The sequence below is a fragment of the Paraburkholderia largidicola genome (assembly GCF_013426895.1).
GTDB lineage: Bacteria > Pseudomonadota > Gammaproteobacteria > Burkholderiales > Burkholderiaceae > Paraburkholderia > Paraburkholderia largidicola.
This window is the reverse complement of sequence record NZ_AP023176.1, coordinates 950,633-973,430: the sequence shown is the minus strand read 5'-3', so window position 1 is coordinate 973,430 and position 22,798 is coordinate 950,633. Positions and strand designations below refer to the sequence as shown.

Sequence of the window (22,798 nt, the reverse complement as noted above, 5' to 3'; positions counted from 1 at the left end):
GACTGAATGTGTTGACGCGCGTGGCCGCTAGTTGGGCCACTCCGATCCCAGCACCAGCCCGCAGAAATTCAGGCGCCGGTAGTCCGGGTCCCATCGGTCGAGCACGTCCGCGTTGACCGTGCCGAACGTCGTTTCGGGCCGATGCTCCATGCCGCACGCGTACATCTCGATCAGCTTCGTCTTGAAGCCGCGTTCGCGCGGAAACGCGTGCACGATGGCGTCGCGCTGCTGCGCCGTGAACTCGTGAAAGCGCGTGCCGCGCACGTCCATCTGCACGCCAGCGCTGACCAGCGCGACGAGCGGCGACATGTGCTCGGGAATGCCTGGCGTGGTATGCAGCGCGATCGCGGTCCACACCTGCGCCGTGGCGGATTCGTCGGCGCGATGACTGCGCAGGAATTCGCGCGCCGCGTTCGCGCTGTCGATCTCGAAGCGGTTCCGCGACCGGCGATACCGCTCGTTCAGCCCGACGTTGTGAAACAGCGCGCCAACGTACAGCAGTTCCGTATCGAATGCGAGCGCTTCCTTGCAACCGATCAACGCAGCGAACAGAAACACGCGCAGCGCATGATGCAGCAACAACTCGGGTTCGACACCGCGAACATGCTCGAAAGCCGCGCGAGCCAGCGCGCCGTCGGGGATGTCGACGCCGGCAATGTTCTTGTTCATGTTCACTCCTCCGCGCCGGATGAGGCCCGGCGATATGCTCCAATGCACTGTGCAGCGTAGCAATGCGGAGTGAAGAATACTTTGTCGAAGCATTAAAAAACCTGAATACACGCGAAGAAATTCGCGTGCTTCGAATCCGGATGTGCGTCTCTTTCAGGGGCTGAGATGCCCGCCGCATCGCGCGGCGCGTAGCACGAAACACATCGCGTTTCGACTAAACACATTGCTGCCAGCCGTGTGCGCGGTCGCATCGAGCGCGGTTTCGGCCTTTAAATTTCCTGAAAGCGCCGCCTTGCGCGGGTCGACGAAGCATACGCCTGCTGTCGTGTTTTTTTGGTTGCGTCCAGCGCAATGCGTGATTGCTCCATGGACCGATTCATCGAGCGGCGCGCAACGTATCGGGTATCGGCATCGAATCGGGGCCGCCGCCCTATACCAACGTATGAGGCCCTGACTACTTGGATTAAGCGGACGTCCCAACGTACGATGGTTCATTGCGTCGCCTCGGTCTATCTTTGTCTCAAGCGGAAAAAGAACGTGTTCCGCACAAGACAAAACGGATCAGACAGCACGAGGTGAACGGTTCCATGGACAAGATCTTGAGCATGCGCATTTTCTCGCGCGTCGTCGAGTCGGGCAGCTTCAGCGCGGTGGCGGAGCACATGAACTGCAGCACGGGCAGCGTATCGCGCGCCGTGTCGTCGCTCGAAGACCAGCTGCACGCGCGACTCCTTCAACGCACGACACGCAAGGTTTCGCTGACGGAACCGGGCGAGCGCTACTACCAGAAGTGCAAGAAGATCCTCGCCGATCTCGAAGACGCCGAAGCCGAAGCGGGCGATGCCCGTACCAGCGCACGCGGCACGCTGCGGATTCACTGCGTGACCGATCTGGGTCTCGCGCAACTGACGCATTCCATTCTCGAGTATCGCAAGCGCTTTCCGTCGGTCGCCGTGCAATTGAAGTTTCTGCCGCGCATGGCGAATCTGCTCGAAGACGAAGTGGATGTGTCGATCGTCGCCGCACCGACGCTGCCCGACTCGCGCAACGTCTGCAAGCTGATCGGTCATTGCGAGCGCGTGCTGGTCGCCTCCCCTGCCTTTCTTCAGACGCATCGGATCGAAACCGCAAGCGACCTCGACGAGCATGCGCTGACGCCGATGCCGTTCCGGATCGAGCCGAACGGCCATCCCGTGAAACTCAGCCTCGTGAAGCCGCTGGGACAGCAGATGGGTCAGGAAGGCGCCGGCCAGTTCGCGATCAACGACACCGAGGCGATCCGCATTGCGACGCTGGCGGGCGCGGGCGTCGCGGCATTGCCGGTGCATTGCGTGATCGACGATATTCGCAATGGCAGGCTGCTTCAGTTATTCCCCGAATCGCGCCTTCAAAATACGAGCGTTTTCGCCGTTTATTCAAGCCGGCATCATATCGACGCGAAGATCAAGACCTTCATCGATTTCATGACGTCGCATCTGAAAGAAGCGCTCGACACCCGCCTTTTAAACGAGCACCCACATCAACCCTTCAGCCGTATAGCGCGCGTAATGGAGAATGCATGATGCGCACCCTCGCCTTTCCTTTCTTCCGGCCCAGCTATGCGATTGCCGCGTGTAGCGTCGCATTGGCCGCGACCTGTGCGTATCAGGCGCCGGGCATGATGCAGGCAATTCTCGTGGTCGGCGCGAATGCGCAATTGCCGCTCGAACGGCTGGCCACGGAAGCCGGCAAGCCGACACCCGTGTCGGCTACGGATGTGTCGACGCCGTGGAAGGAACGTGTTCCCCCGCGCGCCCGGCCCGCGATGCAAAAGCTCGACAGTTTCGGCGAGCCGGTGCGCGACCGGCATGCACATCGCGACATCCATGGATATCAGCGGAACGTGACCGATTACAAGTACTGGACGTGACCAGCGCAGCGTGTTTTCGCGCTGATAAAAGCGGGCGATTTGTGTCAGACAAATCGCCCGCTTTCTTTTCCAATCCTGTTGAACGGCGAGCGCGGTTTTTATTGGCTGCTCCCTAAAACGAGGCATCAAACCCATCGCTCGCAGCTTCGATCACCTCGCAATCAGTCAGGCAACTCCGTGTGGAAATAAAACCAGCGGGCAAACAGGCAAGACGCTTTGTTTCCGTGACCCGATCATTCGCTCAATGACACTGGTTCGACTGAACAGGAAACGGAAATGGGCAAAAAAAAGGTGATCCGCATTTACAGCGACCCCGCAGGCGGTTGGGGCGCGCTCAAGGCAACGGGTGAAGCGCTGACGCTTCAGGGCATCCCCGTCTCCGGCGCCAAGACGCTGCTGCACATGAACCAGCCGCAAGGCTTCGACTGTCCGGGTTGCGCGTGGCCCGACCCGAAGCACACGTCGTCTTTCGAATTCTGCGAGAACGGCGCGAAGGCCGTCGCATGGGAAGCGACCGTGAACCGCTGCACGCCCGAGTTCTTCGCCGCGCACAGCGTTTCCGAGCTGACCGCATGGGACGACTACGACCTCGAAATGGTCGGTCGTCTGACGCATCCGATGGTCTATGACGCGATCACGGACCGCTATGCGCCCATCAGCTGGGAAGATGCCTTCGCGCTCGTGGGCCGCCATCTGAACGCGCTCGATCATCCCGATCAGGCCGATTTCTATACGTCGGGCCGCGCGTCGAACGAAGCGGCATTTCTCTACCAGCTGTTCGTCCGCGAATTCGGCAGCAACAACTTCCCCGACTGCTCGAACATGTGCCACGAAGCGACGAGCGTCGGCTTGCCGCAATCGATCGGCGTCGGTAAAGGCACCGTGCTGCTGGAAGACTTCGAACACGCCGATGCGATCTTCATCTTCGGGCAGAATCCCGGCACCAACAGCCCGCGGATGATGAGCGACCTGCATTCGGCATCGCGCCGCGGCGCGAAGATCGTGTCGTTCAATCCGTTCCGCGAGCGAGCGCTGGAGCGCTTCGCGTCGCCGCAGAATCCCGTCGAAATGGCGACGCTCGGCTACACGCCCATCAGCACGTTCCTGTATCAGGTCAAGGTGGGCGGCGACGTCGCCGTGCTCAAGGGAATGATGAAGGCCATCGTCGAAGCCGACGACGCCGCGCTCGCCGCCGATAAACCGCGCATCCTCGATATCGAATTCATCGAAGGCCATACGCACGGCATCGATGCGTTGCTCGACGATCTGCGCGCAACGTCATGGGATGCGATCGAACGGCATTCGGGCCTGTCGCGCGCCGATATCGAGAATGCGGCCAACCTCTACATGCAGGCCAAGAACGCGATTCTCGTGTACGGCATGGGCATTACGCAGCACCATCGCGGCACGGAAAACGTCCAGCAGATCGCCAATCTCGCGCTGCTGCGCGGCAACGTCGGCCGCGAAGGCGCGGGCATCTGCCCGGTGCGCGGACACTCCAACGTGCAAGGCAACCGCACGGTCGGCATCACCGAGAAACCGAGCAAGGGCTTGATTGAAGGCATCGAACGCGCCTTCGGTTTTCGGCCGCCCGCCAACCACGGCAACGACGTGATCGCGACGCTCGAAGCGATGATGCGCGGCGACGCCAAAGTGTTCATCGGCCTGGGCGGCAATTTCGCGGCCGCGATTCCCGACTGGGTGCGCATGCAGGAAGCGATCCGCAAGCTCGATCTGACCGTGCACATCGCGACCAAGCTCAATCGCAGCCATCTCGTGCACGGCAAGGAAGCGCTGATTCTGCCGTGCCTCGGCCGCACGGAAATCGACATTCAGGCGGGCGGTCCGCAATCGATCACCGTCGAAGATTCGATGTCGATGGTGCACGCGTCCGCCGGGCGCAACGAACCTGCGTCGCCGCATCTGATGAGCGAGCCGGCCATCGTCGCGGGCATTGCGCGCGCGACGCTCGGCGAAAAGTCACGGGTGCCCTGGGAGCAGATGGTGGCGAACTACGACCATATTCGCGATGCAATCGAAATCGTGTTCCCGATTTTCCAGGCATACAACGAACGTATCCGCGTGCCGGGCGGTTTCCATCTGACGTCGAGCGCGCGCGAACGCGTGTGGGACACGCCGACGGGCCGCGCGAATTTCCTCGTCTTCAAGGGGCTCGACGAGAACCCGTGGCACGACGATCCCGACGCACTGTGGCTCACCACCATGCGCAGCCACGATCAGTACAACACCACGCTCTATTCGCACTCGGACCGCTATCGCGGCGTGTTCGGCCAGCGTGACGTCGTGTTCATGAACCAGCATGAGCTGCAAAAGCGCGGGCTGCATCCGGGCGAGCGCGTCAATATCGTCGCGCTCTCGACGGATGGCATCGAACGCGTGGTCCGCAGCTTCAAGGTGGTCGAGTATTCGCTGCCCGACGGATGCTGCGGCGCGTACTACCCCGAGGTGAATCCGCTAGTGCCGCTCTACGCGTTCGATCCGCAAAGCCGCACGCCGTCGTACAAGTCTGTGCCCGTGAAGATCGTGCGCGCCGCCGCCGTCGGCCCCGACTCCGCGACGCGCGCCATCGTCGTGCAAGCCGCGCCGCAAGCCGAGGAGGCCAGCCATGCTTGATCATGTTGCCAACCTGTCGCGTGCGCAGTTCGCGATGACCGCGATCTTCCACATCCTGTGGCCGATCCTGACCATCAGCCTGTCCGCTTTTCTCTTCCTCATCGAAGCGCTGTGGATCAAGACGGGCGACGTGATGTACTACCGTCAGGCGCGCTTCTGGAGCAAGCTGCTGGTGCTGAACTTCGCGGTGGGCGTGGTCAGCGGCATTCCGATGGAGTTTCAGTTCGGCACCAACTGGGCCGGCTTCTCGCAGTACGCCGGCCAGTTCATCGGCAACATTCTCGGCTTCGAAGGCGCGATGGCCTTCATGCTCGAAGCGGGCTTCGTCGGCGTGATGCTGCTCGGCTGGGGCCGCGTGCCGCGCGGCGTGCATCTGTTCGCAACGGGGATGGTCGCGCTCGGCTCCAGCATCTCCGCGTTCTGGATCATGGTCGCCAACTCGTGGATGCAGACGCCCGCGGGTTACACCGTGGTCGACGGCAAGATCGAGGTGACCAACTATCTGGCCGCGATCTTCAATCCCGACATGGTGTGGGGTGTGTCGCACATGTGGGTCGCGGCAATCGAAACGGGCATGTTCGTGATCGCGGGCATCTCCGCGTACAACCTGTTCCGCCAGCGCCACCCCGAGTTCTTCGCGCGCTCGTTCAAGATCGCGCTCGCCGTGCTCGTGATCGCTGCGCCGTTGCAGATCTGGCTCGGCGATTCGAGTGGCGTGAGCGTGTTCGAAACGCAGCCCGCGAAGGGCGCGGCCATCGAAGGTCACTGGCACACCAATGCGCCCGGTACGGGTGCGTCGTGGTCGCTGCTCGCGTGGCCGGACAAAGCGGCGCAGCGCAACGACTGGTCGCTGGAAGTCCCTGGCATGCTGAGCGTGCTCGGCACGCACTCGCTGCACGGCCAGGTGAAGGGCCTCACCGACTTCAAGCCCGAAGACCAGCCGCCGATGATCCCCCTGCTCTACTACGCGTTCCGCGTGATGGCGGGCATCGGCTTCTGCTTCATGCTGCTGGCGTTCTGGACCGTCTACGCGCTGCGCAAGGCACGCGGCAGCCTCGCTGCGCTGCTGGCGCGCCGCAAGCTGCTGCTCGCGTGGGTGCTGTGCATTCCGCTGCCGTATGTCGCCGTCGAAGCAGGCTGGATCGTGCGTGAAGTGGGACGTCAGCCGTGGGTCGTGTATGGGCTGCTGCGTACCAGCCAGGCGGCATCGACCGTCGCGCCCTCGTCGATCTCGCTGAGCATGGTGATGTTCTTCGCGTTCTATGTCGTGCTGCTCGTCACGTTCTTCGTCCTCGCGCGTCGCTGGCTGCGAAACGGTCCTGATCTGACCAGCGTGCCGCCCGCCATCGTCACAGCGCGTGCCGCGACGACGCCGACTTCCATCTCCGGCTATTGATGCCGCGTACTCCGCTCAAAAGGTTGCCTCATGGATAGCTCTACCCATTCGCTACTGGCCTACACGTGGTTCGGTCTGCTCGGCCTGATGCTGGTCTTCTACGTCGTGACGGACGGCTTCGATCTCGGCGTCGGCATTCTCAGCCTGCTGCGCACGCGGCGCGAAGATCGCGACGTGATGGTCGAGTCGATCGGCCACGTCTGGGACGCGAACGAAACCTGGCTCGTCGTGCTCGGCGGCGGACTGTTCGGCGCATTTCCGCTTGCGTACGCACAGCTGATGCAGGATCTCTACCTGCCCATCATGGCGCTGATCGCCGGGCTCATCATGCGCGGCGCGGCGATCGAATTCCGTCACAGCGTCGATCATGGTCCGCTGTGGGACAAGGTGTTCGGCATCGGCAGCCTCGTCGCCGCACTCGCGCAAGGCGTCGTGCTCGGCAAGATCATCACGGGCCTCGTGCCCGGCGAGATGAGCCAGGGTTTCATCGTCGTGGCGGCGATCGGCGTGGTCGCGGGCTATGCACTGCTGGGCGCGACGTATCTGGTCAAGAAGACGGTGGGCATGATCGAGCAATGGTCGCGCCGTCTCGCGCTGCTGAGCGCGATGCTGACGGTTGCGGCTGCGCTGCTGCTGACCATCGCGACGTGGTTCTTCAGCGATGTCGGCCTCGACCGCTGGACGCAGCCGGGTGTCATGCATGTGCTGATCGCGCTCGGCCTCGCGGCGGCGCTGGCCTTCGCGTTCATCGTGGCGTCGCTGTACATGGGCGCGTCGCGCGGGCCGTTTCGCGGCGCGGTGACGCTGTTCATCGTGTCGTTCGTCGGCCTTGCCGTCAGCCTGTTTCCGGACTTCGTGCCGGGCAAGCTGGGCATCGTGCAGGCCGCTTCCGATTCGCACACGCTCGCGTTCATGCTGGCCGGTATCGGGCTGATCTTCCCTGTGATGATCGGCTACAACCTGTACCAGTACTACATCTTCCGCGGCAAGGTCATCGGCGAAGCGCACGCGGGCGAGTGACGCTTCTTATGTTCGACGATGCGGCCACGCTTCCGGCCGCATCGGCCTCACATTCCTGGAACACCGTCATGTCCCATTCTTATGCCTTTGTCGACGCGACACCCGCTGCGCAGTTCAGGCCTTTCAGCGAACATGCTGTCGAGGATATTTCGTCGCACCTGAACCCGTTGCTCGCCGATGTGTTCGCGCTGTATCTGAAGACGAAGAACTTTCACTGGCATAGGTTCGGTCCGCAGTTCCGCGATTGCCATCTGCTGCTCGAAGAACAAGGCGAGCGCATCTTCGGGATCACGGATGCGATTGCCGAGCGCGTTCGCATGATCGGCGGCACGACGCTGCATTCGATCAACGATATCGCGCGCCTGCAACGGCTCGCCGGGAACGAGGTGCCCGTCGTGCCGCCGCAGCAGATGCTCGCCGAGTTGCGCGCCGACAACCTGCGGCTCGCCGCCTTCATGCTGAGCGCGCACGCGACCTGCGAAAAGCATCAGGATGTCGCGACGGCGAGCCTGCTGGAGAACTGGATCGCCGACGCGCAGCGGCGTGCGTGGTCTCTCGCCGCAGCGAACCGGTAACGCGCCGTCACTCGCGCGAGCTTCAGCCTTTCCAGCCTTCGAGAAAGTCGACCAGAATCCGGTTGACGATCTCCGGCTGCTCTTCATGCGGCAGATGTCCCGCGCGCGGAATCGCGTGCGTCACGACATCGCGCGCCATGCCCTTCCAGACGTTCGCCATGTCGAACATCTGGCCCACCGCATAGAACGCCTCGCCCCACAGCGCGAGCGTCGGCGCTTCGATCAGCACGTCGGCGTCTTCCTTGTCGTGCGCAACGTCGACGGCGTTCGCGCGATAGTCGGCCATCGCGCCGCGCACCGCGCCGGGCGCTTCGTACGCACGCACGTATGTCTCGAATGCCTCGCCCGAAATCGCGTTCGGGTCGTAGCACCAGTCCGAGAAGAAGTGCCGCAGCCATGCACGCTCCTTGCCCGCGATCAGCGTCTCCGGCAGGTCGGGCACCTGATGGAACAGGAAGAACCAGTAGGCCCGCGCGATGTTCGCGTCGATCGATTGCGCGACGATGCGGGTCGGCACGTTGTCCATCACGACGAGACGATCCACCGCTTCGGGATGATCCTTGGCAAAGCGCGTCGCCACGCGCGCGCCGCGATCGTGGCCGACGAGCGCCACGCGATCGATCGACAGCGTCCTCAACAACGCGCGCAGGTCGTTCGCCATGGTCCGCTTGTCGTAGCCGCTCGCGGGCTTGTCGGTATCGCCGTAGCCGCGCAGATCCGGCGCGATCACGCGATAGTGCTGCGCGAGCACGGGAATCTGATGACGCCACGCGTAATGCGTTTCGGGAAATCCGTGCAGCAGCACGACGGGCGCGCCTTCGCCCGCTTCGACATAGTGCTGGCGAATGCCGTTTGCTGTGACCGTGTGAGGCGTGAGGTCGATCGTGTTCGTCATGACTGATTCTCCAATGGTGATCCGGTCGATGCCGGTTGAGAATCAGTCTATTGAGCACGCGGCCTGTGATTAAGCCAGGTGCGGGGATAAAGAGTCTTGATGGCGCTGCGGGTAATCGTATCGATTCAAACGTTGATTCAAGCCCGTTTCGCGGCCGGCTCGACTGCGCGGCTCAGTGCTTCGATGCGTTCGCTGGCGTTGTCGAGCGCGGGCGTCAGCGTCGAACGCAGGTGATCGAGCAAGGTGCGGACTTTCGCCTCCAGATAGCGCCGCGAAGGATACACGGCGTACACCGTGAACGGCTTGAGCCGGTACTGCGGCAACACCCGCACCAGCTTGCCGGAGACGAGATCATCGACAGCGGTATAGGTCGCGAGCGTGCCGATCACGTCGGGCGCGTTGACCTGCAGCGGCGCATGCGCGAGCGTCACCACCTGCGTGTCGTGCGCACTTTCGAGGTGCCATTCGTCGGGGGGCGAAACGGGGGTTTCGAGCTTGAGCAGCGCATGCGGGGCGAGATCGTCGGCTGTGAGCGGCATGCCGTTCTGCCTGACGTAACCGGGCGAGGCCACCATCAACGACCACGCGGAACCGAGCGACTGCGCGACATACGCGGAATCGGGAAGCTGCGTCGCCGAGATCAGCGACACGTCGTAGCCGTCCTCGACCAGATTCGGCATGCTCTGCTCGATCTTCAGCTCGACGGAGACGTCGGGATACGCGCGCTGATAGGCGACCAGCGCCGCCGCTACCGTGCTTTGCGCGAGACCCGGCGCGCAATGAAGCCGCACCTTGCCCGCCGGCGACACGCTCGCATTGCGCGCCTCGTCGGTTGCCGCATCGAGGTCCGCGAGAATCGCCTTCGCGCGTTCGTAGAAACGGGTGCCCGCTTCCGTCAGCGACAGGTGGCGCGTCGTACGATGCAGCAGCGCCGTCTGCAACTGCTCTTCGAGCGCCGTGACCGCACGCGAAATCTGCGCAGCCGTTACGTCGTTCTCTTTCGCAACCGCAGTGAAGGAACCCGTCTCGACCACCCGGGCAAAGACGCGCATGCTGCCGACGATATCTGCCATTCGCTGACCCAGGCAAAGTGAACATTCCATCTCGCGCAATGCGTCCGGTGCGTCTGGTACACCCGTTCGCGGCCGCATTGCGTCCCCAGGCGGGGACTATGCCATACGCGCCGTGTGGCTCGCATGGCAGGGGACATCGCAAGTCGCCGGCATGGCACGATGCGCGCCGTTCAGAGGGTCTCCGCGTCGCGCAGCACGGACGCCAGGATCATCGCATCGCCATTGACGGGGGTGGGCCGCGGGTTCGGCTTGTACACCGCGTCGCCGGGGCGAATGGCCTGGCCGCTCATCGCGCAGAAGCCCGGCAGGCGGGCACGCGCCATGCGCCAGACCTGATCGCCGAAACAGCCGCGCGTCGAATCGCGCCATGCGATGGTAGCCGTCGACGGCGTCGGACGGTCGATCAGCGTGACCTGCGCGCCGACCGGCTCATCCGCGCTGCGCGTCTTGTGACGCGGCTGCGCTGCGGCTTCCGTGACGGCCATCAGGCGCGAGGTCGTTCCTAGCAGACCGATGGTCTGGGTCCATGGATCCATCACGTTTGCGTTTGCCAGCATGTCGAAACTCCTGTGGAAAGCGATCGGTTCGGGCGAGGCTTCTGAACTGTCTGAAGGTCGGGACGGCGCGTTAGCGCGCGTCGCTGGTCTTTTCTTTCCAGCGATGCGGCGTTTCGCCGACGAACTTCTTGAACACCGTCGTGAAGTGCGCCTGGGAGCGGAATCCGCAGCTGAGTGCGACATCCATGACGTTGTGCTTCGATGTCACGAGCAGATGCTGCGCATGCTCGACGCGCCGGCGCAGCAGATATTCATGCGGGCGCACGCCCGTTGCGCGGCGGAACTGCGCGGCGAAATGCATGCGCGTGAGGCCGGCGCTCGCCGCGATGTCGGCGAGTCCGATGGGTTCGGCGAGGTGGGCTTCGACGAATTCGATCACGCGGTTCATGCGCCACTGCGGCAGCGGCGCGGCCTCGCGCGAACGGCGGGTCGCGCCAGCGAAATGACGCCCGACGATATGCGACACGATGGCGAGGCTGACGCTGTCGGTGAACATCTTGCCGAGGGCGGCGTCGTTGCTCTGCGAGACGGCCAGCGCCTGGCCGAGACGCTCGAGCACGGGGTCGCGGATGAGTTCGGGATCGTCGAGCACGATGTCGCCGTCGCGCGAATGCTGGAACAGGTCCTGATGGCACTCGGCGAGCACCTGCTGCGACACGAACAGATGCAGCACGTCGGCGGACGATGCGAACACGGCTCGGGTCGGCACGCCGGGCGCGGTCACCTGCACGGCGCCTGCCGTCAGACGGCCATGCACGAGCCTGCGGCCGGCGTGATCGAAGGTGAGTGCCGCGCACTTCAGATTCAGGCCGATGCAGTGATCGGCGACGCTGCCTTCGTTCGACACATCGAGCGGCGCGTCGCCGCCGTGGGTCCAGCGCATGACGACGACGTTATCGCGTTGGGGCGCGGCGTCGTATGCGGAGGCGTTCATGCGGCGCCATTGCTGCTCGGCGACGATGGGGGATGCCGGGCGGCGCGACACGACATCGGCAAGCGGAGCGGGCAGGTCGATCAGTGCGGTGGTCATGGCAGGTTCTTCCGGTTTCAGTGATTCGGTTGCGGCGTAGATGACGCTGCCGCGATGGAATCAAAGTTAAACGGATGGGCCTGGCGCGACTAGCCGTACATAGGGTTGCCCTTGCAGTCGAATGGTTGAGTCAACCTATATCAAGGTTTAATACCGGGTCTGCCGCGCGGGTGGCTGGGTTGGGTTTTTTGGTTTTTTTTTGCTGGCTCGCTGCGTTGTGGTGGTTTGCCTGTGGGTTCGCTGGCATCCGCGTTTTGCTTTCGTGCTTCACGCGTCGCCCCTGTGCGGGGCGGCACCTACTTTTCTTTGCCGCCGCAAAGAAAAGTAGGCAAAAGAAAGCGGCTAACACCGCCAGTTCTTGTTTCTGCCTGAGGGCCCCCAACCGGTCCTACGCTTCACACGGCAGCATTTCTGCTCGCGTGCGTTGCCAATGCTTTGAATGGATGCCTCACCCGCTTCAAACGCCCGTACAAGCGCCAGCGGCAGCAAATGGTTTGTGCCGCCCAGGCGGCAAACTGTGTGTAGGTTGTAGTGCCGAAAAGGTCCGCGCTCTTACAAGAGACACCGCCCTTGCTTCTCAGTCCGGAGTGATGCGTGTGGAGCACTTGAGCCTACACACAGTTTGCCACCTGGGCGGCGGAGGAATATCTGGCATGGCACGCTGTAATGCGGGTGCCTGAAGCGGGTGAGGCGGACTGAGAGAACGTTGGCAACGAGCGCGGACTGGCGCGTTGCCGTGTGAAGTGTAAGACCCTCCGGGGGCCCTCAGGCGAATACAAGAACTGGCGGTGTTAGCCGCTTTCTTTTGCCTACTTTTCTTTGCGGCGGCAAAGAAAAGTAGGTGCCGCCCCGCACAGGGGCAACGCTTGAAGCACCAATAACATTGCGCGGATGCCAGCGCAAAAAAGCCCGAAACACCAAACGCCACAACCGAACAGACGCGGCCCGCAGCAAATTTAAGACCCGCGCTGCGTCCGCGTAGACCCCGCCCCCGCCTCCAAAGACTTAACCCCAAGCGCTTCAGCCTTAAGAACAAAATCCGCCAACGACCGGGACTCCATCTTCTTCATCGCCTGCCCACGATGAATCTTGACGGTAATCTCACTCAGATTCATCTCAGCAGCAATCTGCTTGTTCATCAGCCCACTGGCAACAAAAGCCATCACTTCACGCTCTCGCGGCGTCAGCGACTCATACCTTTTCCGCAGATCAGAAACCGAACGTTCGGACTTTCTCCGTTCCTCATCTTTAGCGAGCGCAGTCGCAACGGCATCCAGCATGTCCTGGTCGCGAAACGGCTTGGCGAGAAAGTCCATAGCACCGGCCTTCATGGCCTTGACGGACATCGCAATATCGCCATGCGCAGTCATAAAGATAATGGGCACATGCACGTTGCCCGCAGCGATCTGCTCCTGCACAGCGAGCCCGCTCTGCCCCTTCAGCCGCACATCCAGAATCAGGCAGCTAGGAATATCCGGCTTGTCCAGCGACAAAAACTCCTGCGCAGACGCAAACGCCTCGACCCGCAAGCCCACCGACCGCAGCAGCATCGTGACGGCCGCGCGCATCGAATCGTCGTCGTCGACGACATAAACGATCGACTGATTCGCGTCGTTCATTTCATCACTGCTCATCACACGTTCCTTTATCGATCGGCAAAACGAATTGCATCGTTGCGCCCTGTCCTTCCTCAGACTCGGCCCAGATACGGCCGCCGTGCGCCTCGACGATGGACCGGCAAATCGACAGCCCCATGCCCATACCATCCGCCTTGGTCGTGAAGAACGCGTTGAAGAGCCGCCCCACGTTCTCCTCGCTGATGCCCGTTCCCGAATCTTCGATGGCGACCTGCCCATACTGCCCGTCCACCTGCGTCGTGGCGATGCGCATGCGCCGCGCTCGCCCGGTCACGCCCGCCATCGCCTGCACGCCATTCATCACCAGATTGATGACGACCTGCTGCAGCTGCACGCGGTCACCGCAAACCAGCGGCGGCGGCTCCGCGTAGCAGGCTTCCAGCTCGACCCGCGCGGCGTCCAGCTCGCGCCGCACGAGCTCGATTGATTCTCTCACGATACCGTTCAGATCGAGCACCGCCTGGCTCGGATCGCGCTTCTGCGCCATCGAGCGTATCTGGCGGATCACGTCGCTGGCGCGCTTCGCGTCGCGCACCATCTGGCTGATCGACTGGCCCACTTCGCCGAGATCGGGCTTCGCGCGGTTCAGCCAGCGCGTCGCGGCATCGCCCGCCGTGACGATCGCGGCAAGCGGCTGCGTGACTTCGTGCGCGATCGACGCAGCGAGTTCGCCAAGCATCGTCACGCGCGTGACGTGCGCGAGTTCCGCCGTCGAGCGGTCGAGCGCGTCCTGCGCGAGCTGGCGCTCCGTCACGTCCATCAGCGCCCCCACGTATTCGATGCTGTCCGACTTCGGCACGGCCAGATGCGCGACGTAGTGCACGTACTTGATCCGCCCATCGGGCATCAGCAGCCGGTGCTCGTTGTCGATGTACGGCGCGCCCGACAACGCCGATTCGTACGCCTCGCGCACCAGCACGAGATCGTCGGGATGCGTGCGCGCGAGAACCAGCTCGATGCCCGGCGTGTAGTCGGGCGCATATTCGAAGATCCGGTAGACCTCGTCGGACCACCACATTTCGCCCGCGGGCAAGCGCGTCGCGATGCTGCCCGTGCGGCTCAGGCGCTGCGCGTCGGACAGGAACGCCTCGCTGCGCTCCAGCGCCTGCTCGGCCTGCTTGCGCTCCTCGATATCCGTATTGACGCCGTACCAGCGCAGAATCTCGCCGTTCTGATCGCGCAGCGGATCGGCGCCGATATGCATCCAGCGGTACGAGCCGTTGCTCTGGCGAATGCGTGCGACGTTCTCGAACGGCTTGCCCGTGGCAATCGCGCCGCGCCACGCCGCGTGCATCGCCGGCCAGTCGTCGGGATGCACGATCGATGTCCAGACGTCGCCGCTGCCGCCCGTCAGCGTGATGCCCAGCTCGTTCCAGCGGCGGTTGATATAGCTCAGCTCGCCGTCGCGCGACGAACTCCAGACCATGCCGGGAATCGCGTCGATGGTCGCGCGCAGGTCTTCCTGCTGCCGCAGCAACTCAGCTTCCATGCGCTTGCGCATCGTGATGTCGTTGTTGGTCGCGAGTATTGCGCGCGGCTTGCCCTTGTCGTCGCGCCACAGCGCAAAGCGGCTCGACACGACGACGGTGCTGCCGTCGCTGCGAACGCGCTCGAGTTCGCCTTCCCAGCGGCCCTTGTGCACGACCTCGTCGCGCAGTGCGTCGATGGGAATGGCAGAACTGGTGCGCGTCAGTTCGTGGATGCGCTGGCCGATCGCCTGCTCGGCGGTCCATCCATACAGTTCTTCCGCGCCCTGGTTCCAGAACGTGATGCGATCGCTCATGTCGTAGGCGACGATCGCGTCGTGCGTCAGATTCAGCAACTGGATCTGCTCCTGCAGCCGGACCGTGTTCGCCTGGTTGCGCAACGCGAGAAACGACGTCGTGCCGATGGCAAGCAGGCTCACGATGCCGCGCGCAATCGAGCCGCCCGAATAGTTCTCGTCGTGCGACATCAGGAAGGCGATCACCGTCAACGCCGCACACGCGCATCCCGTTGCGATCGTGGCATGCCGCAAGCCCGTCGACGCGACGAGCAGCACGACGACCACGTACAGCACGGCAATGGCGATATCGAGCGGCGTCAGCGCGTCGATCACGAACACGATCACGCCGACAATGCCCGCAAGAGAAAAGAGAACGCGCGCGTCGCGAGCCGACGTCATGCCTGCGCCCGGACGGAGCATCATGACGCCCCGTGAGCGCGCGGTATTGCTGTGGAGTGGAATGGATGGCACATCTTCGGCATAGGCGTCCTCGCGAGCGCTTGTCTGCGGCGTTTATTAGCGGCTATCCGTTGCATTGATCAGCCGCATTTGTCAGCGGGCAGCGGAACCCTGGTTCGCGCCGCCACACGCGTCGCTCGACAGTCGGACATCCCGCAAGCCGGCCCATTTCAATCCGGTAAGGATTCTATCCGAATAGCTCGACAAGCCTTGTCATAGGGGCCGCGGCGCGGCATCCCGCGCCGGCCTCATTCGGCCTGCGAGCCGTCGGGTTCGAGCCGCGAGAGGCAGCGCGACACTTCCGCGCCGTCGACGGGTTTGGTCAGCACGCACATCGCGCCCAGATCGAGTGCCTGGCGGCGCACCGCGTCGGAAGCGAAAGCGGAGATGAAGATGATGGGCTGCGTCACGCCCTTGTCGAGCAGATGACGATACATGTCGAGCCCGCTCATGCCGGGCATTTGCACATCGGAGATGATGCACGCGACCTGGTCTACGTCGGATGCAAGGAACGCCTCGGCCGATGCGAACAGCCGGACGTCCCAATCCAGCGAACGAACAAGGCTAGACATCGCGGTGCGGACGGATTCGTCGTCGTCGATGACTGAAGCGATCGGATGGTTGTGCAAGCGACTTTCCTCGGCCGGTGGTTTGCGACGGCACGGTTTTGCGTCATGCCGTTCAAGATGATTCCATCTTATGGGAAACACCGTGCCGCGAGAATCATATGTAGGTATAGTTCTGCCCCTCCGCGCGGCCCCGAGCCCCGCCCGTCAAGCCCGGCCGGCCGGCCTTACGGCTGATTCCGGCCTGCCGCCGTGCGTTTCAAAACCCGCGCGTGCCTTGCGGAAACCCGCCGGCGCCCGACCTCCCTACATTGTCGACGTCGCGGGCGTATGCCCGGCTCAACCCCTATCGACGGGATGACCCGTCTTCTTGCAAACGAGGAAACACAACGTGTCCGCCGTCATTGAACATCTCGAAGGCGAAGCGCGCGAGCGCCTGATTGTCTGGCTCAAACGCCGCATGCAGGAGTGCAATATCACATTGGAAGCACTGCAACACGCGCTGCAGCAGGATATCGACGAAGCGAACAGCATCCGCTACCGCGATGCATGGGGCAATACGTGGACGGGCGACGGCGAGCACCCGGAATGGTTGCGCCGCGCGGTCGCGGCGGGGCAAAGCATCGATCACTTCCGGTGCGAGTGACGCGGCTGGCCAGCATGGCGCGAACGACGCAAATGCGACATCGCGCCGGGCCTTAAGCGTCTCTTCATCTTTGCGTCCTTATCATGGCGACGGTTCCTGTGCACCCCCTCGTAACCACGGGAACCGATTCAGCCGACGACGACGTCGGCTTTTTTTCGCGTCGATCCAGGGGCGCGGCGGCTGTCGCGCTATGCCTGGCGCTCGGGCGGCACGGCCCCTGTCAGCACGTCCAGCACATATTCCTTGACCAGCGCGCGCACGTCGCCCGAGGTATTGCCGAACTCGGCGCCCACCAGGGTTTCCCCGTCCTTGGTACGGCGGTTGCGCGCGATGCAGTTCAGCGGCGCCGTGCGCACGCGCCCGGCACGCGTGAGCGGCAACGAGAGCTTGAAGTGCTCGCCCGGCGCGAGCGAATTCGCGTTCGAATTCACCAGCAGGCCGACGCCCGCGGCGCTGAGATCGACTGCTCGGACTTCCGTTCCTGCCATGGGCCGGTCGTTTTGCGAGAGGCGCGCGGTCACGTCGATGCCGACGCGCACATGCCGCCGCAGTGCGCGCGAGCGGACTTCCGTGGGGTAACGCAGATACAGCACGTCGAACGGCGTCGCATGCCGGCCGATGACTTCCGATTCGAACGCATGGCGATAACGCCCCGCGATGAACTGCCCTTCGACAGCCTCGCCCGGCGCGAATGCGGGATCGACGCCCGCGCCCGCCAGCAGCAGACTGACGTCGTCGAGCGCGCCGACGAAACGCGTGCGCGAGGAAACGGCCGGGCCGTTTGCCAGCGTGATCACGAAGTCTTCGGGAATGCAGCCCGACACGGGAAATGGACCCACCAGCGTCTGGTCTTCATGGCCGCGCCGCGCGCGCCCAGCGGACGCGGGCGTGGTGTCTCCGTCCTCAGGCGCCGCGTCGTCGCGGCGCTCGCCGGGGAACGGCTGCCTGAACGGCCCTTGCGCGAAGAGCCGCTCGCATTGCTCCGCGCTGTGAACGATATGCCCGCGCGCCATCAGCAGCCTGCCGTCCGCCGTATAGACGGAAAACGGCAATGGAACGCCGATCGTGACCTCCCGTTGCGACAGCGGCACCAACGGCATGACTCGTTTTCTCCTCTCGAATTTTTTACCGCATCGCATTCGCGCAGTGCGTGCAGGCAGCAAGTATGCACGACGGCGACCTCCGGACCAACCAGGCAAACGTTTGTCCGACCCGATTGTTTCGATAGACGTATGCAAAACGCCAACGCGCGCAATGCCGGTCGCCGCAAAGGTTGGTTTCCTGCGGCTCAAGAATCTTCGCGGCGTCGCGTCCCTATAATGGCCGGCATCACCGGCGTTTGCGTCGACGCGTTTGCGTTACTGCGTTTCGCGTGCTATCACGGGACAAGCCGCCCGCTCACTGCACAGGACAATTCGACATGACTACCCAGGCACTCACCTCCGGCATCGATCACGTCGGGCTCGCCGTTCGCGACCTGAAGCTGACGCGCGACTTCTTCGTCGAATGCCTGCAGTGGAAGCAGGTCGGCGAGAAGCCGGACTACCCCGCCGCGTTCGTGTCGGATGGACACGTGATGCTGACGCTGTGGCAAGTCACGAATCAGGCGAACCTCGTCGAGTTCGACCGCAAGACCAACGTCGGCCTGCATCATCTGGCGTTGCGTGCCAGCAGCGAAGAGGCGCTCAATGAGATCTTCGCGCGCGTCTCGCAGTGGCCGGGCATCAAGGTCGAGTTCGCGCCTGAGAACCTCGGCGCGGGACCGAAACGTCACACGATGATCTATGAACCCGGCGGCATCCGGCTCGAGTTCGACTTCGATCCGCGTCTGACGGCGGCGAGCTGAATCGCACCAGGCCCGCCAGGCCCTGATCCATGCCCCACAGGAAAGGCCGCGGTGATGAGCTATCACCGCGGGTGATACCCCTATCAAAACAAACCGCGCGATCTCCCCGTGATCTGTTGCTAGAGTGATGCCAGTGCAGTTGGGCAGCGACAGAGCAGAGGTTGAGCATGGACCAGCTTTACATGTTGAGGGCGTTCGTCTCGGCGGCGCAGCATCAGAGTTTCAGCAAGGCGGCGACCTCGCTGGGCGTGACGACCGGCTCCATTTCGAAGGCCATTGCGAAGCTGGAAGCGTCCATCCAGACGCGCGTACTGCATCGCACGACGCGCTCCGTCACGCTGACGGAAGAAGCGCAATCCTATTACCTCAGTTGCTGTCGCCTGCTCGAAGAACTCGACGAAGCGAATCGCCGCATCATGCGCGAGCGCGAAGTCGACAGCGGCAAGCTGCGTCTGGTGATTCATCCGATGCTGGTCAGCGAGACCTTCTCGCAGTTCTTGTCCAGTTATCGCGCGGTCGCGCCGAACGTGAACCTCGTGGTCTCCGTCGATGAAGACGCCGTCAATCTCTATGACGGGCAGTTCGACATGGCAATGCTTCCGCCACATCAGGTCGAGCAGTCGGCTGTGATTCGCAGAACCTTGTTCAAGTCGTCGCGATCCCTCGTCGCCTCCGCCGACTATCTTGCGCAACGCAGCACGCCACATCACGCGGCGGATCTCACCGAGCACTTTCTGCTGTTGCCGTCCCAATCGCGCCAGCGAAACACGAACTACGTGCAGGTAATCGAAAACGGCGAACCGGTGCAGGTGATTCCGATGTCTTCGATGGACGGCAACGACGTGCTGTTGCGCGCCGCGGCGCTGGCGGGCGCGGGCATTGCGGAGTTACCGGAAGCGATGGCGCGAGAAGACGTGGCGATGGGCAAGCTGGTGCCCGTGTTGCCCGGCTGTTCTATCTCCGACAGTGAAGTCGAAATCTGCCTGTTCTATTCGCACCGGGAATTGCTACCCGCGCGCTTCAGAACCTTTGTCGACTTTTGCACCGAGTTCTTTCGCCTCAACAGCGCGCGTCGGCGGGCACCTCTGCTGGATGCCCAACCGCAGGCTGCTTAAGCTACTGAATCAGGCTGCCGCCATCACAGGGCCGAGACGCGAGCGCGTCACCTCGACGAAGGCCTGCATCGCGCTCGAGACATAGGCGTCATGCCGACGGATAAAGAGCGTGGCGACCTGCGCTTTCTCCGGCGGCAATGAATGCAGCGCGACGATATCCTGTTCGGCCGCGTTCGACACCACGCCGCGCGGCAACAACGTCACGCCGATGCCTGCCGCGACGCACGCGATGATCGCATCGAGCGAACCAAATTCGAGCGGCGTCGCCGTCACGATGCCCATTTCCGCCAGCAGCGCTTCAAGCCGCTGACGATACGAGCACCCCAATCTGAACACGATGGTCTTGAGGTCGGGCACGGTGCGTAGCGCATCCATCGACCGCAGATTGCGCGGCGTCACCAGCACCAGTTCTTCCTGGAAGATCATCTCGGCGTGCAAGTCAGGATGATCGACGGGGCCAGCCACGAACGCGCCGTCGAGCCGGCACGCAGCCACCTCTTCCGTCAGGCTGCAACTCGTGCCCGTGGTCAGGGACAGGCGCACTTGCGGGTAGATTCTGGCGAAGTTGCTCAGTATCGGCGACAGGCGCAATGCGGCCGTCGTTTCGAGCGTGCCTAACGCGAGTGCTCCGGCGGGCGGGCCGTCGTCGAGCGCCGCGAGCCGTGCGTCCGCCAGCAGTTTTGCAATGCGCGCGGCGTACGGCAGCATGCGTTGCCCAGCGGGCGTCAGGCTGACACCGCGCACATGGCGCTGAAACAGCGTGACACCGATTTCCCGTTCGAGAGAACGGATTCGCGCTGTCACGTTGGACTGAACGGTATGAAGTTCGGCAGCCGCCCGGTTCATGCTGCCGTGACGGGCCACTGCCTCGAACACCTTGAGGTCGGCGACATCCATGCTGTGTACCTCGATGAGATCGACAAGGCCTTGATATGGTCATCACAGGCCTGCACTGCGCTGCGGCGCAGGTCGATCGTCATCCTACACCAAAGCCGGATTGCGCATCGGCGCGCTGATCACGGCGGTTGCTTCTGGCAAGGCCTCAACCCGTCTTTTGGGCCTTGAATTCCTCGCCATTGATACGGCTCGATATGCTGATGTTCTCGCGCGGATGCTCATGCAGAATCACATTGATGATCTTCGGGTCCGAACCGATCGCGTCGTGCGTGACCTGAATGATGTCGCGCATCAGTTGTTCGCGGCGCGCTGGCGTCAATCCGGCCGCAATATGGCATTCGATAAAAGGCATGCTGCTACTCCTGCTGGGGTTTCGGGCAATGAAACTATTTAAGGCGGCTGATCAGTTCTTTGTCGTTGGCTGCGCCTTCCACGTATTCGGGAAGATGCTCGCCATGCTCGACGAAATTGATCCCCCTGCCCTCGCGAAACACAATGAAGATATCGTTCTTCGTTTCGCCTGTCGCCTCGCTCACCACACGCAGCAGACCCGCTGCTAGCTGACGCTTCTGTTCGTCGGTTCTACCGTATCGCATATCACATGAAATCAGGGCCATTCGTCTCTCCTGTATGCCTGAACAATTATTGAATTCCCGGATGTTTTACCGGGTACACCGCTTCTCGACTGACTTTTTCGAGGAGTTGCATCAACTCCGAGATCTTGTGTGTTTCGAGCGTGGAAACGAGATCGATAATCTGACTGCGCAGCGTTTCGTCTGCAAATGGCTCGCTTAGCCAGTTGAATTTTTCGACGGTCCGCTCCCAGGTGAACGGATTGTCGAGACCGCCTTCAAATCCCACGTGCTCCTTCGACACCACACGCCCATCGCGGCAGCGGATCGTGACGCGCGTATTCAGTGCCTTCGGGTATTGCGCCGAGAAGGCCGCGTCGGGACGTATCGTGACTTTCTTCAGCAGCGCTTGTGCATCGGCTGCCTGGACTCGCGCGGGTTCCAGTTGCGCGGGACCGACCTGGTCGTCGAGCAACGCCGCGGCAATCAGATACTTGAGGTTGTAGTCAGCCTGTTCTTTCGTTTGCGGATGGTCTTTTGCGCCGAAGCCGCCGCCGCCCGCAATGTCGTAGCCCATCTGGAAGATGTCGCACACCACGTCTTCGACGTCGTCGCCCGTTATGCCGTGTGCGCGCTTGAGTTCCAGCGTGGCCTCGAGCACGGGCTGGCCGTGAATCAGCGAGCAGTACTTCTTCATGACGGTCTGATGGACGACCTCAAGTCGCGAATCCTCCCAGTCCACTTCGACGGGCTGATCGAACATGCGCACGAGTCCGTTCGGTCCTTCGAAAAGGCGTAGCGGCCCTGTAAAGCCGCGCTTCGCGAGCGATGCCGAATAGACGGCTCGCATGCATGTGATGCCGGGCGAAAAGCCCTTCCAGTACGACACGGGTTCGGAGTGAACGCAGGAGAGCGAGATGTTGTCGACGGTTGCGATGGCGATCGCATGCGCAAGTTGATCCGCGTCGAGGCCCAGCAATTTCCCCGAAGCGGCGGCTGAGGAGATTGCCAGTTGAACCGCGTGATTGAAGCCCTTCGCCATGACGGGAACGATGGCCGTGATGCGGCAGCCGATCTCATAGGCAACCGCGAGCGCGAGCATGAACGATTCGCCATCCGCCGATGCGTGCTCGGCAGCGGCCAGTATTGCGCCGAAGTTGTCGCTCGGATGACAAAGACCGCCAGGCGACATGTAGCTATCGAGCAGATCCACGTAACGCACGAGTGCCGAGTTGTACAGCGCCGCCTGATCGGGAGACGTCGAGCCGCCGCCGATCAGCGTACAGGTGCCGCCGCTGCGATATTCGTCGAACTGCTCTCTGAGCGCCTTGAAAGGCGAGCCAGGCAACGCGGCGATGGCGCATCCCAAACTGTCCAGGATGTTTCGCTTCAGCAAGTGCCGCGTCTGCGGCGTGAGATGACTGGCATGCGCAACATCGGCAAACCGGCCGATACGTTCGACAGCGGTAAGAGTACTCATGGCGTGAAGGTCTCGCGTGAAGAACGGGTGACTCAATGTCGCACCGCTCACTGCGGA

At 62.8% G+C, this 22,798-nt stretch carries 22 protein-coding genes; 9 read left to right on the top strand and 13 right to left on the bottom strand.

Annotated elements, in window-relative coordinates; genetic code table 11:
* Nucleotides 1–27: 27 nt before the first annotated feature.
* A complete protein-coding gene (locus tag PPGU16_RS33105) occupies nucleotides 28–669 on the bottom strand; it encodes an HD domain-containing protein (protein WP_180726915.1) in 642 nt (213 codons plus the stop codon).
* 587 nt (nucleotides 670–1,256) lie between these two features.
* Between PPGU16_RS33105 and PPGU16_RS33100 the strand changes: the two genes are divergently transcribed.
* From PPGU16_RS33100 to PPGU16_RS33075, 6 genes are all read left to right on the top strand, one after another.
* On the top strand, nucleotides 1,257–2,231 hold the full coding sequence (locus PPGU16_RS33100; RefSeq protein ID WP_180726914.1) for a LysR family transcriptional regulator: 975 nt from the start codon (nucleotides 1,257–1,259) through the stop codon (nucleotides 2,229–2,231).
* On the top strand, nucleotides 2,228–2,578 hold the full coding sequence (locus PPGU16_RS33095; protein ID WP_224031077.1) for a hypothetical protein: 351 nt from the start codon (nucleotides 2,228–2,230) through the stop codon (nucleotides 2,576–2,578). The genes PPGU16_RS33100 and PPGU16_RS33095 overlap by 4 nt, the downstream gene beginning before the upstream one ends.
* A 276-nt stretch (nucleotides 2,579–2,854) precedes the next feature.
* The gene (locus PPGU16_RS33090) at nucleotides 2,855–5,212 is read left to right on the top strand and encodes an FdhF/YdeP family oxidoreductase (RefSeq protein ID WP_180726913.1); all 2,358 of its coding nucleotides are present in this window, start codon (nucleotides 2,855–2,857) and stop codon (nucleotides 5,210–5,212) included.
* Nucleotides 5,205–6,608: a cytochrome ubiquinol oxidase subunit I gene (locus tag PPGU16_RS33085; RefSeq protein WP_180726912.1), complete on the top strand. Its 1,404-nt coding sequence runs from the start codon at nucleotides 5,205–5,207 to the stop codon at nucleotides 6,606–6,608. The genes PPGU16_RS33090 and PPGU16_RS33085 overlap by 8 nt, the downstream gene beginning before the upstream one ends.
* A 30-nt stretch (nucleotides 6,609–6,638) precedes the next feature.
* Nucleotides 6,639–7,628 (top strand): cytochrome d ubiquinol oxidase subunit II, encoded by a 990-nt coding sequence (locus PPGU16_RS33080; RefSeq protein ID WP_180726911.1) that lies wholly within the window; start codon nucleotides 6,639–6,641, stop codon nucleotides 7,626–7,628.
* A gap of 68 nt (nucleotides 7,629–7,696) precedes the next feature.
* Entirely contained in the window at nucleotides 7,697–8,203 is a 507-nt protein-coding gene (locus PPGU16_RS33075) for a Dps family protein (protein WP_180726910.1), read from the top strand.
* A gap of 22 nt (nucleotides 8,204–8,225) precedes the next feature.
* On the opposite strand, the gene PPGU16_RS33070 is transcribed toward PPGU16_RS33075, so the two are convergent.
* The 7 genes from PPGU16_RS33070 to PPGU16_RS33040 form a co-directional block, all read right to left on the bottom strand.
* Nucleotides 8,226–9,098: an alpha/beta fold hydrolase gene (locus PPGU16_RS33070; protein ID WP_180726909.1), complete on the bottom strand. Its 873-nt coding sequence runs from the start codon at nucleotides 9,096–9,098 to the stop codon at nucleotides 8,226–8,228.
* Nucleotides 9,099–9,235: 137 nt separating this feature from the next.
* On the bottom strand, nucleotides 9,236–10,171 hold the full coding sequence (locus tag PPGU16_RS33065) for a LysR family transcriptional regulator (RefSeq protein ID WP_180726908.1): 936 nt from the start codon (nucleotides 10,169–10,171) through the stop codon (nucleotides 9,236–9,238).
* 170 nt (nucleotides 10,172–10,341) lie between these two features.
* Nucleotides 10,342–10,728 (bottom strand): DUF3331 domain-containing protein, encoded by a 387-nt coding sequence (locus PPGU16_RS33060; RefSeq protein WP_180726907.1) that lies wholly within the window; start codon nucleotides 10,726–10,728, stop codon nucleotides 10,342–10,344.
* 70 nt (nucleotides 10,729–10,798) lie between these two features.
* Nucleotides 10,799–11,758: a helix-turn-helix domain-containing protein gene (locus PPGU16_RS33055; protein ID WP_180726906.1), complete on the bottom strand. Its 960-nt coding sequence runs from the start codon at nucleotides 11,756–11,758 to the stop codon at nucleotides 10,799–10,801.
* A 956-nt stretch (nucleotides 11,759–12,714) separates the two neighbouring features.
* On the bottom strand, nucleotides 12,715–13,392 hold the full coding sequence (locus PPGU16_RS33050; RefSeq protein ID WP_180726905.1) for a response regulator transcription factor: 678 nt from the start codon (nucleotides 13,390–13,392) through the stop codon (nucleotides 12,715–12,717).
* A complete protein-coding gene (locus PPGU16_RS33045) occupies nucleotides 13,382–15,583 on the bottom strand; it encodes a PAS domain-containing sensor histidine kinase (RefSeq protein ID WP_180726904.1) in 2,202 nt (733 codons plus the stop codon). The genes PPGU16_RS33050 and PPGU16_RS33045 overlap by 11 nt, the downstream gene beginning before the upstream one ends.
* 284 nt (nucleotides 15,584–15,867) lie before the next feature.
* Nucleotides 15,868–16,248 (bottom strand): response regulator transcription factor, encoded by a 381-nt coding sequence (locus tag PPGU16_RS33040; RefSeq protein ID WP_180726903.1) that lies wholly within the window; start codon nucleotides 16,246–16,248, stop codon nucleotides 15,868–15,870.
* A 328-nt stretch (nucleotides 16,249–16,576) separates the two neighbouring features.
* On the opposite strand from PPGU16_RS33040, the gene PPGU16_RS33035 reads away from it, so the two are divergent.
* Nucleotides 16,577–16,831: an H-NS family nucleoid-associated regulatory protein gene (locus PPGU16_RS33035; RefSeq protein WP_238270644.1), complete on the top strand. Its 255-nt coding sequence runs from the start codon at nucleotides 16,577–16,579 to the stop codon at nucleotides 16,829–16,831.
* Nucleotides 16,832–17,019: 188 nt separating this feature from the next.
* On the opposite strand, the gene PPGU16_RS33030 is transcribed toward PPGU16_RS33035, so the two are convergent.
* Nucleotides 17,020–17,931 (bottom strand): PilZ domain-containing protein, encoded by a 912-nt coding sequence (locus tag PPGU16_RS33030; protein WP_180726901.1) that lies wholly within the window; start codon nucleotides 17,929–17,931, stop codon nucleotides 17,020–17,022.
* Between the two features lie 320 nt (nucleotides 17,932–18,251).
* On the opposite strand from PPGU16_RS33030, the gene PPGU16_RS33025 reads away from it, so the two are divergent.
* Together PPGU16_RS33025 and PPGU16_RS33020 are read left to right on the top strand one after the other, a co-directional pair.
* Nucleotides 18,252–18,677 carry a VOC family protein gene (locus PPGU16_RS33025; RefSeq protein ID WP_180726900.1) on the top strand — a complete coding sequence of 142 codons (426 nt, stop codon included), beginning with the start codon at nucleotides 18,252–18,254 and terminating at the stop codon, nucleotides 18,675–18,677.
* 167 nt (nucleotides 18,678–18,844) lie between these two features.
* Entirely contained in the window at nucleotides 18,845–19,792 is a 948-nt protein-coding gene (locus tag PPGU16_RS33020) for a LysR family transcriptional regulator (RefSeq protein ID WP_180726899.1), read from the top strand.
* Between the two features lie 9 nt (nucleotides 19,793–19,801).
* Here the strand turns inward: PPGU16_RS33020 and PPGU16_RS33015 are convergent, their stop codons facing one another.
* From PPGU16_RS33015 to PPGU16_RS33000, 4 genes are all read right to left on the bottom strand, one after another.
* Nucleotides 19,802–20,689, bottom strand: coding sequence for a LysR family transcriptional regulator (locus PPGU16_RS33015; RefSeq protein WP_180726898.1), 888 nt, complete (start codon nucleotides 20,687–20,689; stop codon nucleotides 19,802–19,804).
* Between the two features lie 145 nt (nucleotides 20,690–20,834).
* On the bottom strand, nucleotides 20,835–21,041 hold the full coding sequence (locus PPGU16_RS33010) for a tautomerase family protein (protein ID WP_007579041.1): 207 nt from the start codon (nucleotides 21,039–21,041) through the stop codon (nucleotides 20,835–20,837).
* Nucleotides 21,042–21,075: 34 nt separating this feature from the next.
* On the bottom strand, nucleotides 21,076–21,306 hold the full coding sequence (locus PPGU16_RS33005) for a tautomerase family protein (RefSeq protein WP_007579042.1): 231 nt from the start codon (nucleotides 21,304–21,306) through the stop codon (nucleotides 21,076–21,078).
* A gap of 25 nt (nucleotides 21,307–21,331) precedes the next feature.
* Nucleotides 21,332–22,741, bottom strand: coding sequence for an MmgE/PrpD family protein (locus PPGU16_RS33000; protein ID WP_180726897.1), 1,410 nt, complete (start codon nucleotides 22,739–22,741; stop codon nucleotides 21,332–21,334).
* Nucleotides 22,742–22,798 lie beyond the last annotated feature (57 nt).